This window comes from Faecalibacterium sp. I4-3-84, assembly GCF_023347255.1.
Lineage (GTDB): Bacteria > Bacillota > Clostridia > Oscillospirales > Ruminococcaceae > Faecalibacterium > Faecalibacterium taiwanense.
This window is the reverse complement of sequence record NZ_CP094466.1, coordinates 2,258,468-2,273,437: the sequence shown is the minus strand read 5'-3', so window position 1 is coordinate 2,273,437 and position 14,970 is coordinate 2,258,468. Positions and strand designations below refer to the sequence as shown.

The following is a 14,970-nucleotide window of genomic DNA, read 5'->3' as shown; positions in this document are numbered from 1 at the left end:
CGAATTTTTTAAGGTTTTCGATGGTGCTCAGCCCCTTTCGGTTATTTTACAACTTTTTCCATTGGCCTGTTACAGCAGAGGGCAGCCCGCAGGCTGCCCTCTCGCCTTTACCGTAACATGGCCGTTCTAGCCTTTGGTCGTTTCTGCTTATGCCTTTGCGACGATATCCTGCATTTCCTTGATCTCGTCGGCGGTGCAGATGCCCTCGGTGACACACTGGTCGTACACGGACTGCACAGCGGTCTGGAAGGCCTTCAGCTCATCGGCAGAGGGCTCGTAGACTTCGCAGCCGGAATCCACGATGGTCTGCTTTGCGGCGCTGGAGTTCTTGTCGATCAGCTCGTCGTTGTACTCGCCCATCTTGGTGGCGCACTCGGTAATGATATCGCGGTACTCCTCGGGCAGGCCGTTCCACCATGCTGCGTTCACATAGAAGGGATCCGGATGGAACTGGTAGTTGACCTCGGTGAAGTACTTCTGCACTTCATAGAACTTCATGCCCTCTACGTTGACCCAGGGGTTCTCCTGACCGTCTGCAACGCCGGTCTTCAGGCCCATGTACAGGTCGGAGTACGGGATGGTGGTGGTGGTAGCACCCATTGCCTGGAAGGTCATGTCAATGGTCTTCATGCCATTGGTGCGCATCTTCAGGCCCTTCAGGTCTGCGGGAGCCTTGATGGGGTGCTTGGAGTTGGAGAACTGGCGGTAGCCGCCCGCATCGCACAGGTTAATGATGACAGTGCCCGTCTCGCCTTCGGCCTCAGCGCACACCTTCTGTGCCAGATCGCTCTGCAGCAGAGCCGTGACCTGCGCACGGGTGTTGGTCAGGAAGGGCAGGGTGAACATCAGCAGACGGGGGCTGAAGTCGAACTGACCGCCGCGCATGCCCTGCACGGTGCCGGCCACGACCTGCTCCAGCATCTCCTTCTCGGTGCCCAGCTGGCCGTTGCCGTAAACCTCGATCTTCACATGGCCGTTGGTGGCCTCTGCCACATCGGCGGCAAACTGCTCCATGGAAACAAAGCGGGGGTTGCCTTCGGGCTGTGCATGACCCACGGTCATGGTGAAGTCGCCCAGAGATGCAAACTTGTCCTCACCGGCTGCTGCGGCACTTGCTGCAGTGCTGGTGGATGCTGCGCCGGAAGCAGCCGGAGTGGATGCACCGGAACCGCCGCAGGCTGCCAGAGCACCTGCAGCTGCCATTGCACCAGACACCTTCAGGAAATTGCGACGAGAGACCTTTTTCATAATCTTCTTCCTCCTTGTTTCAGGGGTGCCGTTTTGCCTTATACGCCAGCAAAGTTTTTGGCGGCCCCTGTATACAGCATTTTCATTGCACGCTAATCGTAACAGAAAATTCACATCCGCACAAGAGCCAAACTTCACCAACTTCGTAAAGTTTCTTTGTGCATAACTAACAATCTTATCCGTTTCTCGTGAAAACTGTTACAATCTGATGACACAATTCCGTTCATTTTCATCTGATATATCAATTTTTGTCAGATATGATAAATTTCGGAGCTTTTCCTATACTTGTATACAGGCTATTGTATACTTCATTCTCATACGTTGACAATCTCTTTTTGGCAGGCTAAAATAGAAATATCTTATCATCAACTATGTAAATGGAGTGTGAGCACATGGCTGAACAGCTGCATCCGGAGGACATCTACCAGACGCTGGAATATGAGATCGTCACGCTGAAGATCAAGCCCGGAGAGACCATCAGTGAAAATCAGCTGTGCAAACGGTTCGGCATCTCTCGCACACCAGTGCGCGCTGCCCTGCAGCGGCTGGAGCAGAATGGCTTTGTGCAGATCATTCCCTGCAAGGGCACCATCGTCACCCCCATTGATCTGGATATCGTGGATCAGATCGTGTACCAGCGCACCGCTGTGGAAAGCATGGTCCTGCGTGATTTTATCCAGGTGTGTTCCCCCAAGGAGTACATTGAGATCAAGCACAAGTATGACCTGCTGGAAGAGATGGCCCAGACCATGACCGACCCGGACAATGTGGATATCAATGCCTTCCTGACGCTGGATCTGGAAATGCACGCCATCTGGTTTTGCAGCATGAACAAGTGGTACATCTGGCAGAACCTGACCAAGCCGCAGCCGGATTATTCCCGCTTTACCCGTCTGGATGTGGTGCGGGCCAACAATGTGCCGGATGTGCTGAGCGAGCACCGGGAAATTTTGCGGGTGATCCGGGAAAAAGATCTGGATGCCATTGAACCGCTGATCCGGCAGCACCTGTACGGCGGCCTGCGCCGCATGGGCACCCAGCTGTACGCAGAAAAGTACAGATCCTATTTTACCGGCATCTGAACCAATGAAAAACAGGCGCATCCGCCAGCCCTTCGGCCTTTGGATGCGCCTGTTTCGTTTTTTGTATGATTTACTGCTTGTGGTACTTGCGGTCCTCTTCCTCGTAAACAGGGTCACAGGTCAGGTACATTCCCAGTCGGTTCAGGGTGCTGGTATCCACACCCGAGAGCAGCACGGTGGAGTGCACATCGCAGCCCTTGAGGTTGGGCAGCTGATGCATGGCCGCTGCAGCCTGCTCGTTGGAAGCAGCCGAGCTGGAAAGTGCGATCAGGATCTCGTCGGTGTGCAGGCGGGGATTCTTGCCGCCCAGATAGTTGGTCTTGAGGGTCTGGATGGGCTCAATGGAAGCCGCGCTCACAAGGTCGGTCTCCTGCGGGATACCGGCCAGCACCTTGAGAGCATTCATCAGAGCAGATGCTGCTGCACCCAGCAGCGGACCGGTCTTGCCGGTAACAACGGTGCCGTCCGGCAGCTCAATGGCGGCAGCAGGGGCTCCGCCGGTGCTCTCGCTGCGGGCATGAGCCTGCTTTTCCACTTCGCGCTGGCCCACGGTCAGGTCGGCCTGATTCATCAGCAGTTCCAGCTTGTAGCGCTCGGTCTCCTTGACCGTGCCGGTGATTTTCTGCTCACACAGGCACTTGAAGTAGCGGCGCAGGATCTCCTTGCGGGAGGCTTCGCGGCAGACCGCATCGTCCACGATGCAGTTGCCTGCCATGTTCACGCCCATGTCCGTGGGGGACTTATACGGGCTTTTGCCAGCGATCAGCTCAAACATGGCGTTCACCACCGGGAAGATCTCAATATCGCGGTTGTAGTTGACGGTGGTCACGCCGTAGGCTTCCAGATGGAACGGGTCGATCATGTTCACATCGTTCAGGTCGGCTGTAGCGGCCTCGTAGGCCAGATTCACCGGGTGCTTGAGGGGAATATTCCAGATGGGGAAGGTCTCGAACTTGGCGTAACCGGCCTTCACGCCGCGCTTGTACTCGTGGTACAGCTGGGAAAGGCAGGTGGCCATTTTACCGCTTCCGGGGCCGGGGGCCGTGATGACCACCAGCGGGCGCTGGGTCTCGATGTAATCGTTCTTGCCGTAGCCCTCGTCGCTGACGATGCGGGCCACATCGTTGGGATAGCCGGGAATTTTGTAGTGGCGGAAGGTGCGGATGCCCAGACCGTTCAGCCGCTTTTCAAAGGCCTCCACCTCCGGTGCAGCGGCGTACTTGGTCACGCACACGCTGCCCACATACAGGCCTACTTCCTGGAAGGCATCGATCAGGCGCAGCACATCCAGATCGTAGGTGATGCCGTAGTCGCCGCGGATCTTGTTGCTGATGATGTCCTCGGCGCTGATAACGATGACCACCTCGGCCTGATCCTTCAGCTGCAGCAGCATCTGCAGCTTGGAATCGGGCTGGAAACCCGGCAGTACGCGGGATGCATGGTAGTCATCGAACAGCTTGCCGCCGAATTCCAGATAGAGCTTGTTGTCAAATTTCTTGATGCGCTCGCGGATATGTTCTGACTGCATCGAGAGATATTTGTCGTTGTCAAATCCAATTTTCATCGTTCGTTTCCTTTTTCCTCTTTGCTGTGCCCGGCACACCGCACCGGAACTTTTCCATAACAGAAACAGTATACCACACTCAAAAACCGGGTGCAATCCAAAAGGGCGGCTGCAAGGCTTTTTCCAGCAAATGCGGTGTTTCGCGCTGTTCTTTGCTGCATTTTTTGTGAAAATGGTTCTTGCCGTGTTATTGACAGCGGGTGTATCATGTTATATCTGATGGCTCATGCTTGGCAAAGTACACACCAGCGTCTATCATGAAGACCGGAAAAGGCACTGCCCGCAAACGGCAGACCTCTTACCGGCAATTAAATTTCAAAAGAAAAGTAACCGCCTGGATTGGAAGTCGTGGGCGGTTACTTTTTTCTTTTTATCCTTCTGATCCTTCGCGCGATCCTGCGTAATACAGCAAGCCCCCGGGTCTCCCCAGAGGCTTGCTGCGGCTTTATGAAGTATCTCGAATATGGAGAGAATGGCGTTTATTCTGCGTCGGTACGGTTTTTCTTGAGCAGGCTCAGGATCACAGCACCCAGCACGCTGCCCACAGCCAGCGCCACACAGTACAGAGCGGTATGGTCCACGACTGGGAACACGAAGATGCCGCCGTGCGGTGCACGCAGAGCGCAGCCGAAGGTCATGGAGAGCGCACCGGCCACCGCTGCACCGGCCACGCAGCTGGGCAGGACGCGCAGCGGATCTGCTGCTGCATAAGGGATCGCACCCTCGGTGACGAAGCACAGGCCCATGACGTAGTTCACGATGCCGTTGCGGCGCTCGTCGGCAGTCCACTTCTTGGGGCAGAAGGTGGTGGACAGGGCGATGGCGATGGGAGGAACCATGCCGCCCACCATGACAGCGGCCATCACCTCATAGTTGCCGGAGGCAAGGGCTGCCGTGCCAAAGACATAAGCTGCTTTGTTGAACGGGCCGCCCATATCAATGCTCATCATACCGGCCACGACGGCACCCAGCAGCACCTTGGAGGTGCCGCCCATGGCGTTCAGGCAATCGGTCATGGCAGTGTTGATCATGCCCATGACCGGGTTGATGCCGCACATTACCGCGCCGAGGATGAGCATACCGCCCAGCGGGTAGATGAGCATGGGACGGATGCCATTCAGGCTGGCAGGCAGCTTTTCGGTGATCTTTTTCAGCAGCTCGACGATGTAGCCTGCAGCAAAACCGGCCAGCAGTGCAGCAAGGAAGCCGCCGGAAACACCGGTGGTCTCACCCGCTGCAATGCCTGCAAAGTTGGTGCCGTTCATGGCCAGCACACCGCCCACAAAACCGACTGCCAGACCCGGACGGTCCGCGATGGACATGGCAATGAAGGCCGACAGAATGGGCAGCATGTAACCGAAGGCTGCGCTGCCTACCGTCTTAAAGAAGGCAGCGACCGGGGTGTTCATGCCAAAGTTGGAGGGATCGATGGTGTAATCGTCCAGCAGAAACGCCAGTGCGATCATGATGCCGCCGCCCACCACGAAGGGCAGCATGTGGGAGACACCGTTCATCAGGTTCTTGTACAGAGCGCGGCCAAAGCTGTCCTTGCCGGAAGCATCCTCGGCGGCCTGTGCGCCGCCCTCGGCGTGGTAAACAGGCACCTCGCCGTGCACGATCTTCTTGATGAGCTCCTCCGGCTTGTGGATGCCATCGTCCACCCGGGTGAACAGCACCGGCTTGCCGTCGAAGCGTGCGGTCTCTACCTTCTTTTCTGCTGCCACGATGATGCCGTCGCAGTTTGCGATTTCTTCTCTGGTGAGGATGTTCTTGGCACCGTCCGAGCCATTGGTCTCCACCTTGGTGGGCAGGCCCAGCTTGTCACCGGCCTTGGTCAGGGCTTCCGCTGCCATATAGGTGTGGGCGATGCCGTTGACGCAGGCGGTCACGGCCAGAATGCGGTAGCCGCTCTGGGGGATCTCCTGCTGGGTGAAGCTCTCCGCGCCGAACTGAGCCTCCTCCTGTGCATCGATGCAGTCAAGGAACTCTGCAGGGGTCTTTGCGGCCTTCAGCTTTTCTACAAAGTCCTCGTTCATCAGCATCTGCATCATACGGGCCAGCATGTCCACATGCAGGCTGCCGTTTTCCGGAGCCGCAATGGCAAACAGCAGGTCGGTGGTACCGTCGTCCTCGGCATTGTACTGCACAGGGCTGCTCAGCCGCAGCGCCGCCAGACTGGGCCGGGTGACTACATTGGTCTTGGCGTGGGGCACCGTGATGCCGTTGTCCACATAGGTGGAGCCCTCCGCCTCACGGGCATAAAGGGCCTTTTTGTAGGCTTCCTTATCCGTGATGTTGCCATGGGTGGCCTGCAGCTCCACCAGACGGCTGATGATCTGCTCCTGATCGGTCAGAGCCTCATCCAGTGCGATGGACTGCGCGGTGAATAATTCCGTAATACGCATGATTTTTCTCCCTTCGTTCTTATCTCTTAGCGTCCTCGCCCTCTCAGGCCGCTTCGCGTCCAGCTCTCCCAAAGGGAGAGCCTCTGGCGAAACCGGAAACTTTGCATGGACTGCCAAAGCCTCTCCCTTTGGGAGAGGTGGCATTGCACCAGCAATGACGGAGAGGGCGAGCCATCTATCCTTTCAAATTTCCTTCATCAGTTCGTCGATTTTTTCTTTGGTGGCAAGGCCAAGGCTGAACGCCGTTGCACTGCCGCAGGCTGTACCCAGACGCAGTGCAAAGGAATAGCTCCGGGTCTGCATCCAGCCAGCCACAAAGCCGGCCACCATGCTGTCGCCTGCGCCCACGCTGTTTACGACCTTGCCCTTGGGGCAGCCGATGCGGTGCACCTCGCCATTTTCGTCCACCAGCAGGGCACCGTCGCCCGCCATGCTTACCAGCACGTTGCGAGCGCCCTTTTGCTGTAGGGTGCGGGCCGCAGCAATGATCTCTTCGTCCGTAGTCAGCACCCTGCCCACGATCTCGCCCAGCTCGTGGTTATTGGGCTTGATGAGGAAGGGGTGGTACTGCAGCACATTCACCAGCAGGTCGCGGGTGGCATCCACCACAGCACGCACGCCCCTGCCCTGCAACCGGGCCAGCAGCCGCTCGTAGGTATCCTGCGAAAGGCTTGCCGGGATGCTGCCCGCCAGAATGAGGATATCGTCCTCGTTCAGGCTGTCCAGCTTCTTTTCCAGCTCCTGCATAGCGCTCTCCGGGATGTCGGGGCCCGCCCCGTTCAGCTCGGTCTCCTGCCCTGCCTTGATCTTGACATTGATGCGGGTCATGCCCTGTTCCAGATGCACAAAATCGGTCTTTAAGCCCTGTGCAGCAAGACCGCGTTCCAGCCATGTGCCGGTCTCACCGGCCACAAAGCCCAGCGCCACGCTCTCGCAGCCCAGCTGTGCCAGCACACCGGACACATTGATGCCCTTGCCGCCCAGCACGCAGTCCTCGCCTTTGGCGCGGTTCACCTCGCCTACTTCCAGCGGTGCATCCAGACGCACCACATAGTCAATGGCCGGGTTGAATGTGACTGTATAGATCATACTTCCGTCTCCTTTACCAGCGTGAATTGTTTGTATTTGGGATTGGGGCAGCGGTTGGTGAGAATGGCACCGCCCTGCAGGTCGGCAATGACAGCCGGGTAGATGCGGGCAAACTTGGCATCATCCACAAGGAACCAGGCTTCCCGTGCACGGTGCACTGCCGCTGCTTTCACGGCAGCTTCCTCGGGGTCCGGCGTGGTAAAACCGGCATCCAGCGCCACACCGTTGGCACCCATGAACGCCTTGGTAAAATTGTAGCGCTGCAGGCTGGTGACTGTGGGTGCACCCACAATGGCTTCGGTCTGGGGCCGCAGCAGTCCCCCGGGCAGATACACCCGGCAGCCCTTTCGGGCCAGTGCCCGGGCATGGGCCACGCCGTTGGTCACATAGCTTGCTTTGAGGGCGTCCCCCGCCAGTGCACGCACCAGCTCCAGCGTGGTGGAGCCTGCATCGATGAACACAAAATCATCGGCGTTGATGAGCTTTGCCGCCGCCTGTGCGATGCTGCGCTTCTGCTCCACAGCCTGCGACTCCTTGGCCTCCATGGTGGGTTCATCCGCTAGAAAACGGCTGTCCGGCAGGGTGGCACCGCCGTGCACCTTGTTCAGCTTGCCCAGCCGGTCCAGTTCGGTCAGGTCGCGCCGGATGGTGGATTCGCTGGTGTTCAGCGCCTCGCACAGTTCCTGCACCGTCACGGTGCGCTTGCGGTTCAGCTGTTCCATGATCAGGCTGAAGCGTTCTTCTGCCAGCATCGGCATCCTCTCCTTTGGTTTGATCTTATCTTTGACGGTTTATGACCGTTTGTGCGTTGTTTTGGTTGATTGCATCTTTATTATAGCAAATACAACGCCAAAATCAATCGCTTTCAGTCAATTTCATTCATTTTCGTTCACAAAAAATTGTCTTTAAATTTGTGCAGGGAGCACAAAAGCTGGGATACAAGCATTTTGTGCAAACAAAAAAGCCGCCGTGCGTACCAATCGCACAGCGGCCGGAGAGATGGCTTATTGAGGAATCACTCGGCAGTCCAGTAGAAATCGTCGCCGGGCATTGCGCCGCCCACTGCCTTGGGGTCGGCATCAAACAGCACCTGCAGATAAGCGGATGCGTTGGTCTTGAGCTCGTCGCCGGTCAGGCAGACGATGTTGCAGTTGGGCAGGGCCTTCTTGGCAATGGCAGCCTTGGCCACAACACCCTGCTCCTCGCACAGAGCGGCAGTGCCGTCCAGATCGGTGTTGGCAGCTTCCACGCTCTTGGCGTAGTCGGTAAGGAATGTGGCCACAACATCCGGGTGTTCCTCGGCATACTCCTTGCGCACCACGGTCACGCCGGTGATGAGCTGGGTATCCGCGACCTTGTTCCATTCCTCGGTCAGGTCGAGGGCCACACGCAGGGTGTCGTCCTGCAGGCCGGCTGCAGTTACATAGGGCTGGGGCAGAACTGCAATGGCATCCTCGGTATTGGCCATCTGGGCCGTGACCTCGGTGGCCTCGCTGTAGTATTCAATGGTCACGTCCTTGTCCGGGTCGATGCCGTTGGCGTTCAGAAGATAGCGCAGCACGTACTCCGGCGTGGTGCCCTTGCCGGTGGACAGGATGGTACGGCCTGCAAGGTCTGCCATGGACTGGATCGTATCGCCGCCTTTTTCCACTACGTACAGCACGCCCAGCGTGTTGACGGCCACAGCCTGAATGCCGCCCTCCGTCTTCTGATACAGGGTGGCGGCCAGATTTGCCGGGATGGCAGCCATGTCCAGCTCGCCCTTCATCAGCAGCGGCACAATCTCATCGGCAGCGCCGTAAAGTTGCAGGTCGTAATCCATGGAAGCGGTGCCATCCTCTTCCATGCTCAGCAGGTTGACAAGGCCCATGGTGGTGGGGCCTTTCAGGCCGGCAATGCGCAGAGCATCGGTGGTGGACAGTTTCTTTGCTTCCTCACTGGAAGCGGCTTCCGAAGCAGCCTCTGGGACAGCTTCGCTGGAAGCTGCACTGGATGCAACAGAGCTGGATGCCGCACCGCCGCAGGCGGCAAGGCTCAGCGCAAGGGCCAGAGCCAGCAGCATGGATGTCAGTTTTTTCATGCGGGGTTCCCTCTTTCCTCACAAGACCGCGCCGTTTTGTGCCTGAAAATTTTGCACAGAACCATGGGTCGGTCTTTTCATATTTTTTACAAGGCAAATTTGCAAAATCATTTGCTTTGCGGGTCTAAGTTTACTATAATAGAGTCAAAAATACCGTTGCGTGTGCAACGGAATTGCAGGAGGGCTGTGGGAAGCCGGATCTTTCCCACGGAATTGTGATGAAAAACTTTCTTCCGCTGTTATGCTCCACCTCTTTATTCAATGGTCTGACCCCTGAAGAGCTGCAGACCCTGCTGGCCCAGCTGGGTTCCGTTATGCGCAGCTACGGCAAAGGCGAAGCGCTTGTTCTGGCGGGCGAACCCAACCGCAGGGTGGGCATCGTGCTGTCCGGTGAGCTGGAAGCCTACCGTCCCGGGCCGCAGGGTGCGCGCATTCCTATCACCCACATGGAACCGGGCGGCGTGTTCGGCGATGTGCTGAGCGGTTCCAGTCTGGCAAGCCCGGTCACGGTGGTGGCTTCGGTGCCCTGCGAGGTGCTGCTGATTCCCTACGAGCGGCTGCTGCTTTCGGATGGCAGTCCGGCGCACCAGCAGACATTGCGCAATCTGGTGCGCACCATCAGCGATAAATATTTTTCCCTCTCCCGCCGCATCGACCTGCTGGTGCTCAAAAGCCTGCGGGCCAAAGTGTGCGCCTATCTGCTCAGTGAAGCCGAGCGGGCTGGCAGCCTGACCTTCAGCATCCCGTTCTCCCGCATCCAGCTGGCAGATTACCTGAACTGTGACCGCAGTGCTCTCTCCCGCGAGCTGAGCCAGATGCAGCGGGACGGCCTGCTGGACACCTACAAAAGCAGCTTCAAGCTGCTGGAGCCTGAGGTACTGAGGCAAATGGTGCAGTGACCATTTGAATAGCCGCCGCGTGCGCTTTGGCTGTATTCAGCTTGAATTTTATTTTTATATTTGAGTTTTAGAAAAATCTACGGATTTTCTCAAACTCTTTTTCACTGGAAGGCCGTAACCGTCAGCGGCATCCTCTTGTTATTTTTAATATAGGAGTATTTTTAAATATGTCAAAACCGATTTTATGGATCGTGATCCCCTGCTACAACGAGGAGCAGGTGCTGCCCATTACAGCGCCCATGTTTCTGGAAAAGATCAGCGGCCTTGCCGCACAGGGCCTTGTGAGCGAGAAGAGCCGGGTGCTGTTCGTGAACGACGGCTCCAAAGACAAGACATGGGAACTGATCCAGAGTTTTGCCGCACAGGACGAGCACTACATCGGCATTTCCCAGAGCCGCAACCGCGGCCACCAGAACGCCGTGCTGGCAGGCTTGATGGAAGCACTGCACAGCGGCACCTGCGATGTTACCATTTCCATCGACTGCGATGGTCAGGACGACATCAACGCCATGGACGAGATGGTTAAAAAGTATCTGGACGGTGCCGAGGTGGTCTACGGCGTGCGCAGCCGCCGCGATACAGACACCTTCTTCAAGCGCTTCACCGCCGAGGGCTTTTACCATTTGATGAACGCTCTGGGCGCAGACATCGTGTTCAACCACGCAGACTACCGCCTCATCAGCACCCGTGTGCTGGAAAGCTTTGCCGACTACAGGGAAGTGAACATTTTCCTGCGCGGCATGGTGCCGCTGGTTGGCTTCAAGAGCGAGGTAGTCACCTATGAGCGCCACGAACGCCTTGCCGGTGAGAGCCACTATCCGCTGAGCAAGATGCTGGCCCTTGCCTTTGACGGCATCACCAGTCTTTCCAACAAGCCCATCCGCCTTATTACCGGATCTGGCATCTTTGTGAGCCTGATCAGCTTTATCGGAGTCATCTGGGCCATCATCGAAGCTGCCATGGGCAGCGTGGTGGCCGGCTGGGCCTCCACTATCTGCATCGTCTGCTTTGTGGGCGGCGTGCAGCTGGTGTGCTTAGGCGTGATCGGCGAGTATATCGGTAAAATTTATATGGAGACGAAAGCCCGCCCTCGCTACATCATCAGCGAGCGCACCTGGGCACCCTACGAAAGGAAGTATCACGGATGAGCAAACAGAGCTGGCGGGGCAGCACCCTGCTGAACCCGGAACCGCCGGTACTGGTGTCCTGCGGCGGGCTGGAAAAGCCCAATCTCATCACCATCGGCTGGACGGGCACCATCTGCACCCAGCCCAGCATGGTGTCCATCAGCGTTCGGCCGGAGCGCTACAGCCACCACCTCATCAAGGAAAGCGGACAGTTTGCCATCAATCTGCCCACCGAAGCGCTGGTGCGTTCGGTGGACTGGTGCGGCGTGAAAAGCGGCCGTGATGTGGATAAATTTGCCGCCTGCGGCCTGCATTCTGCCCCCGGCAGCGTGCTGACCGACTGCCCCATTCTGGTAGAAAGCCCGGTCAATCTGGAATGCAAGGTAACTCAGGTGATCCCGCTGGGCAGCCACGACCTGTTCCTTGCCGAAGTGGTGGCCTGTGATGTGGACGAAAGCCTGCTGGACGAAAACGGCAAGCTGTGTCTCGAAAAGGCAAAGCTCATCGTCTACAGCCACGGTGACTATCTGGCACTGGGCAAAAAGCTGGGCACCTTTGGCTACAGCGTGCGCAAGAAAAAGCCGGTAAGGCGTAAAAAATAATTTACATTTCATCGCTTGACTTTTGCCCAAAACTGCATATACTAAAGATAGGCAATGAGATGAAGGCCTGTTCCGTGGTTACCACGAAAAAACCAAAAGCCCCCCGGTACTGATACTACCGGGGGGCTTCTTGAGTTAGTGCTTACTGCCCTTGAAGAACAGGCTGTCAAGCCACTTGCACAGATAGTAGGCAACTACCTCTGCTCCGACAGTCTGTATAAATGAGATGAAGGCTTCCATTGGTTACCACCTCCTTTCCGCGGTTAGGGGAATGGAGAAGGGCCGCAGAAACAGTATAACATAAAAACCGGTATCGCGCAATTTTGACGCAATACCGGTTTTTGTGCATTTATTCGTGCTTCACGCGCTGGATCTCGCCCAGATCGTAGGGGGTGTTCTGGTAGACATAGTAGTTCAGCCAGTTCTCATACAGCAGGTGGGCGTGGGCACGCCAGCGGAACAGCGGCGGCTTTGTGGGATCATCGTCTGGGTAGTAATTCACCGGCACATGGATGGGCAGGCCCTTGTCCACATCGCGGCGGTACTCTGAATCCAGCGTGTATTTGTCATATTCCGGGTGGCCGGTGACAAAGATCTGCCGTCCGTTCTCGGTGCTCATAAGGAAGGGCCCGGCAGCATCGCTCTCGGCAAGGATGCGCAAAGCCTTACAGTTGTCCACATCCTCGCGGCTGATGCCGGTGTGGCGGCTGTGGGGCGCATAGAACACCTCGTCAAAGCCGCGCACCAAAGGGTTCGACGGGCGGGTGACCCGGTGCTCGAACACGCCGAACATCTTTTCCGGCAGCAGCTGCTTGTGCACGCCGTAGTGGTAGTACAGGCCCGCCTGTGCGCCCCAGCACACATGCAGGGTGGAGTAGACGTTCGTCTCGCTGAAGTCCATGATCTCGCACAGCTCCGGCCAGTAATCCACCTGCTCAAAGTCCATGGTCTCCACCGGTGCGCCGGTGATGATCATGCCGTCGTAGCGGTTGTTCTTCACCTCGTTGAAGTTCTTATAGAACGATTCGAGGTGTGCTGCCGAAACGTGGGTCGCCGCATGGCTGGCCGTCTGCAGCAGGGTCATGTGCACCTGCAGCGGGGTATTTGCCAGCAGACGGGCGATCTGGGTCTCGGTGGTGATCTTGGTGGGCATCAGGTTCAGGATCAGGATCTCCAGCGGGCGGATGTGCTGGGCAAGGGCGCGCTCACGATGCATGACGAAGATATTTTCGTTGTAGAGGGCATCGTAAGCAGGCAGGGTCTTGGGGATGATCAGCGGCATAGTTCGTACTCCTAACGATTTAGAATAGCCTCCGCTGACGCTCTGGCTATCTTCAGCGGAATTTATTTTTTATATTTTGCGTTTGTCGCGCCCTGCGGGGTGCTCCAAACGCGTTTTTACGAGAAGGGCCGGAACCGATAGATGCTGCTGAACTCACCTTTTAGATCTTATCCAGCGCCTGTGCAATATCTGCGATGAGGTCTTCGCTGCTTTCCAGACCGCAGCTCATGCGCACCAGCTCTGCGGGCACACCAGCGGCTTTCAGCTGCTCATCGTTCATCTGGCGGTGGGTGCTGGATGCAGGGTTCAGGCAACAGGTGCGGGCATCGGCCACATGGGTCTCGATGGCTGCCAGCTTCAGGTTCTTCATAAAGATGCTTGCAGCCTCACGGCCGCCGGCCAGACCAAAGCTGACCACGCCGCAGCTGCCGTTCGGCAAGTATTTTTCAGCCAGTGCATGGTACGGGCTGGACTCCAGGCCGCAGTAGTTCACGTAGGCCACCTTGGGATGGCTTTCAAGGAACTCTGCCACGGCCATGCCGTTGGCACAGTGGCGCTGCATCCGGACATGCAGGCTTTCCAAACCGAGGTTCAGCATGTAGGCGTTCATGGGCGACTGCATGGAGCCAAAGTCACGCATCAGCTGCGCGGTAGCCTTGGTGATAAAGGCACCCTCTTTGCCGAAACGCTCGGCGTAGGTGATGCCGTGGTAGCTGTCGTCCGGGGTGCACAGGCCGGGGAACTTCTCAGCGTGGGCCATCCAGTCGAACTTGCCGCCGTCCACGATGGCACCGCCCAGCACCGCGCCATGACCGTCCATGTACTTGGTGGTGGAGTGGGTCACGATATCCGCGCCCCACTCAAAGGGGCGGCAGTTGACCGGCGTGGGGAAGGTGTTGTCCACGATCAGCGGCACACCGTGGGCGTGAGCAGCCTTGGCAAACTTCTCAATGTCCAGCACGGTCAGGGCCGGGTTTGCGATGGTCTCGCCGAACACCACCTTGGTGTTGGGCTGGAATGCGGCGTTCAATTCTTCCTCGGTGCACAGCGGGTCCACAAAGGTGGCTTCAATGCCCATCTTCTTCATGGTGACGGAGATCAGGTTGAAGGTGCCGCCGTAGATGGTACTGGATGCCACGATGTGGTCGCCTGCTTCGCAGAGATTGAACAGGGCAAAGAAGTTTGCAGCCTGACCGCTGCTGGTCAGCATAGCGGCAGTGCCGCCTTCCAGCTCGCAGATCTTCTTAGCCACAAGGTCGCAGGTGGGGTTCTGCAGACGGGAATAGAAGTAGCCGTCAGCTTCCAGATCGAACAGCTTGCCCATGTCTTCGCTGGTGGCATACTTGAAGGTGGTGGACTGAACAATGGGGATCTGGCGGGGTTCGCCGTTGCCGGGGGTGTAACCGCCCTGCACACAGATGGTATCACGATTCATACTACATACTCCTTTACTGGGTTTGTCCATATAGCACAATTCCCCGCAGGAGTGCAGCGGCCTCCGGCGGGGAATTGAAACGTTAAATTTTAGTTCCCGTCCGGGGGCGAAATGAGGAGAGAACTCCTTCCGTCAAAGCCTTTCGGCTTTGCCACTT

12 protein-coding genes are annotated in these 14,970 nt (G+C 57.3%); 4 read left to right on the top strand and 8 right to left on the bottom strand.

Annotation, left to right across the window (positions count from 1 at the left end; genetic code table 11):
- Positions 1-147: 147 nt before the first annotated feature.
- On the bottom strand, positions 148-1,248 hold the full coding sequence (locus tag MTP41_RS11055) for a TRAP transporter substrate-binding protein (RefSeq protein WP_154255862.1): 1,101 nt from the start codon (positions 1,246-1,248) through the stop codon (positions 148-150).
- A gap of 392 nt (positions 1,249-1,640) precedes the next feature.
- Here MTP41_RS11055 and MTP41_RS11050 point away from each other — a divergent pair, with 392 nt between their 5' ends.
- Complete coding sequence (locus MTP41_RS11050) at positions 1,641-2,330, top strand: GntR family transcriptional regulator (RefSeq protein WP_249235529.1); 690 nt, start codon at positions 1,641-1,643, stop codon at positions 2,328-2,330.
- A gap of 70 nt (positions 2,331-2,400) precedes the next feature.
- On the opposite strand, the gene MTP41_RS11045 is transcribed toward MTP41_RS11050, so the two are convergent.
- The 5 genes from MTP41_RS11045 to MTP41_RS11025 all read right to left on the bottom strand — a co-directional run bounded on the left by MTP41_RS11045 (position 2,401) and on the right by MTP41_RS11025 (position 9,468).
- On the bottom strand, positions 2,401-3,894 hold the full coding sequence (locus MTP41_RS11045; protein ID WP_097776665.1) for a DUF1846 domain-containing protein: 1,494 nt from the start codon (positions 3,892-3,894) through the stop codon (positions 2,401-2,403).
- Between the two features lie 479 nt (positions 3,895-4,373).
- Complete coding sequence (locus MTP41_RS11040; RefSeq protein ID WP_249235528.1) at positions 4,374-6,299, bottom strand: PTS fructose transporter subunit IIABC; 1,926 nt, start codon at positions 6,297-6,299, stop codon at positions 4,374-4,376.
- A 183-nt stretch (positions 6,300-6,482) separates the two neighbouring features.
- Positions 6,483-7,388, bottom strand: a complete 906-nt coding sequence (gene pfkB / locus MTP41_RS11035; RefSeq protein WP_249235527.1) for a 1-phosphofructokinase — start codon at positions 7,386-7,388, stop codon at positions 6,483-6,485.
- Positions 7,385-8,140 (bottom strand): DeoR/GlpR family DNA-binding transcription regulator, encoded by a 756-nt coding sequence (locus MTP41_RS11030; RefSeq protein WP_249235526.1) that lies wholly within the window; start codon positions 8,138-8,140, stop codon positions 7,385-7,387. Before MTP41_RS11030 ends, pfkB begins: the two co-directional genes overlap by 4 nt.
- A 263-nt stretch (positions 8,141-8,403) precedes the next feature.
- A complete protein-coding gene (locus MTP41_RS11025; protein ID WP_249235525.1) occupies positions 8,404-9,468 on the bottom strand; it encodes an ABC transporter substrate-binding protein in 1,065 nt (354 codons plus the stop codon).
- A 218-nt stretch (positions 9,469-9,686) separates the two neighbouring features.
- On the opposite strand from MTP41_RS11025, the gene MTP41_RS11020 reads away from it, so the two are divergent.
- From MTP41_RS11020 to MTP41_RS11010, 3 genes are all read left to right on the top strand, one after another.
- On the top strand, positions 9,687-10,367 hold the full coding sequence (locus MTP41_RS11020; RefSeq protein ID WP_249235524.1) for a Crp/Fnr family transcriptional regulator: 681 nt from the start codon (positions 9,687-9,689) through the stop codon (positions 10,365-10,367).
- Between the two features lie 167 nt (positions 10,368-10,534).
- Positions 10,535-11,515 (top strand): glycosyltransferase family 2 protein, encoded by a 981-nt coding sequence (locus tag MTP41_RS11015; protein WP_120020989.1) that lies wholly within the window; start codon positions 10,535-10,537, stop codon positions 11,513-11,515.
- On the top strand, positions 11,512-12,096 hold the full coding sequence (locus MTP41_RS11010; RefSeq protein WP_249235523.1) for a flavin reductase family protein: 585 nt from the start codon (positions 11,512-11,514) through the stop codon (positions 12,094-12,096). Before MTP41_RS11015 ends, MTP41_RS11010 begins: the two co-directional genes overlap by 4 nt.
- 349 nt (positions 12,097-12,445) lie before the next feature.
- On the opposite strand, the gene metA is transcribed toward MTP41_RS11010, so the two are convergent.
- Both metA and MTP41_RS11000 read right to left on the bottom strand, forming a co-directional pair.
- On the bottom strand, positions 12,446-13,378 hold the full coding sequence (metA, locus tag MTP41_RS11005; RefSeq protein WP_005946493.1) for a homoserine O-acetyltransferase MetA: 933 nt from the start codon (positions 13,376-13,378) through the stop codon (positions 12,446-12,448).
- 160 nt (positions 13,379-13,538) lie between these two features.
- Complete coding sequence (locus MTP41_RS11000) at positions 13,539-14,813, bottom strand: O-acetylhomoserine aminocarboxypropyltransferase/cysteine synthase family protein (RefSeq protein WP_118529154.1); 1,275 nt, start codon at positions 14,811-14,813, stop codon at positions 13,539-13,541.
- Positions 14,814-14,970: the final 157 nt, after the last annotated feature.

Coding starts and splice junctions, on each gene's coding strand:
- MTP41_RS11045 (WP_097776665.1), bottom strand. CDS start 3,894: ATGAAAATTGGATTTGACAACGACAAATATCTCTCGATGCAGTCAGAA.
- MTP41_RS11040 (WP_249235528.1), bottom strand. CDS start 6,299: ATGCGTATTACGGAATTATTCACCGCGCAGTCCATCGCACTGGATGAG.
- MTP41_RS11010 (WP_249235523.1), top strand. CDS start 11,512: ATGAGCAAACAGAGCTGGCGGGGCAGCACCCTGCTGAACCCGGAACCG.
- metA (WP_005946493.1), bottom strand. CDS start 13,378: ATGCCGCTGATCATCCCCAAGACCCTGCCTGCTTACGATGCCCTCTAC.
- MTP41_RS11055 (WP_154255862.1), bottom strand. CDS start 1,248: ATGAAAAAGGTCTCTCGTCGCAATTTCCTGAAGGTGTCTGGTGCAATG.
- MTP41_RS11020 (WP_249235524.1), top strand. CDS start 9,687: ATGAAAAACTTTCTTCCGCTGTTATGCTCCACCTCTTTATTCAATGGT.
- MTP41_RS11025 (WP_249235525.1), bottom strand. CDS start 9,468: ATGAAAAAACTGACATCCATGCTGCTGGCTCTGGCCCTTGCGCTGAGC.
- MTP41_RS11000 (WP_118529154.1), bottom strand. CDS start 14,813: ATGAATCGTGATACCATCTGTGTGCAGGGCGGTTACACCCCCGGCAAC.
- MTP41_RS11015 (WP_120020989.1), top strand. CDS start 10,535: ATGTCAAAACCGATTTTATGGATCGTGATCCCCTGCTACAACGAGGAG.
- MTP41_RS11030 (WP_249235526.1), bottom strand. CDS start 8,140: ATGCTGGCAGAAGAACGCTTCAGCCTGATCATGGAACAGCTGAACCGC.
- MTP41_RS11050 (WP_249235529.1), top strand. CDS start 1,641: ATGGCTGAACAGCTGCATCCGGAGGACATCTACCAGACGCTGGAATAT.
- pfkB (WP_249235527.1), bottom strand. CDS start 7,388: ATGATCTATACAGTCACATTCAACCCGGCCATTGACTATGTGGTGCGT.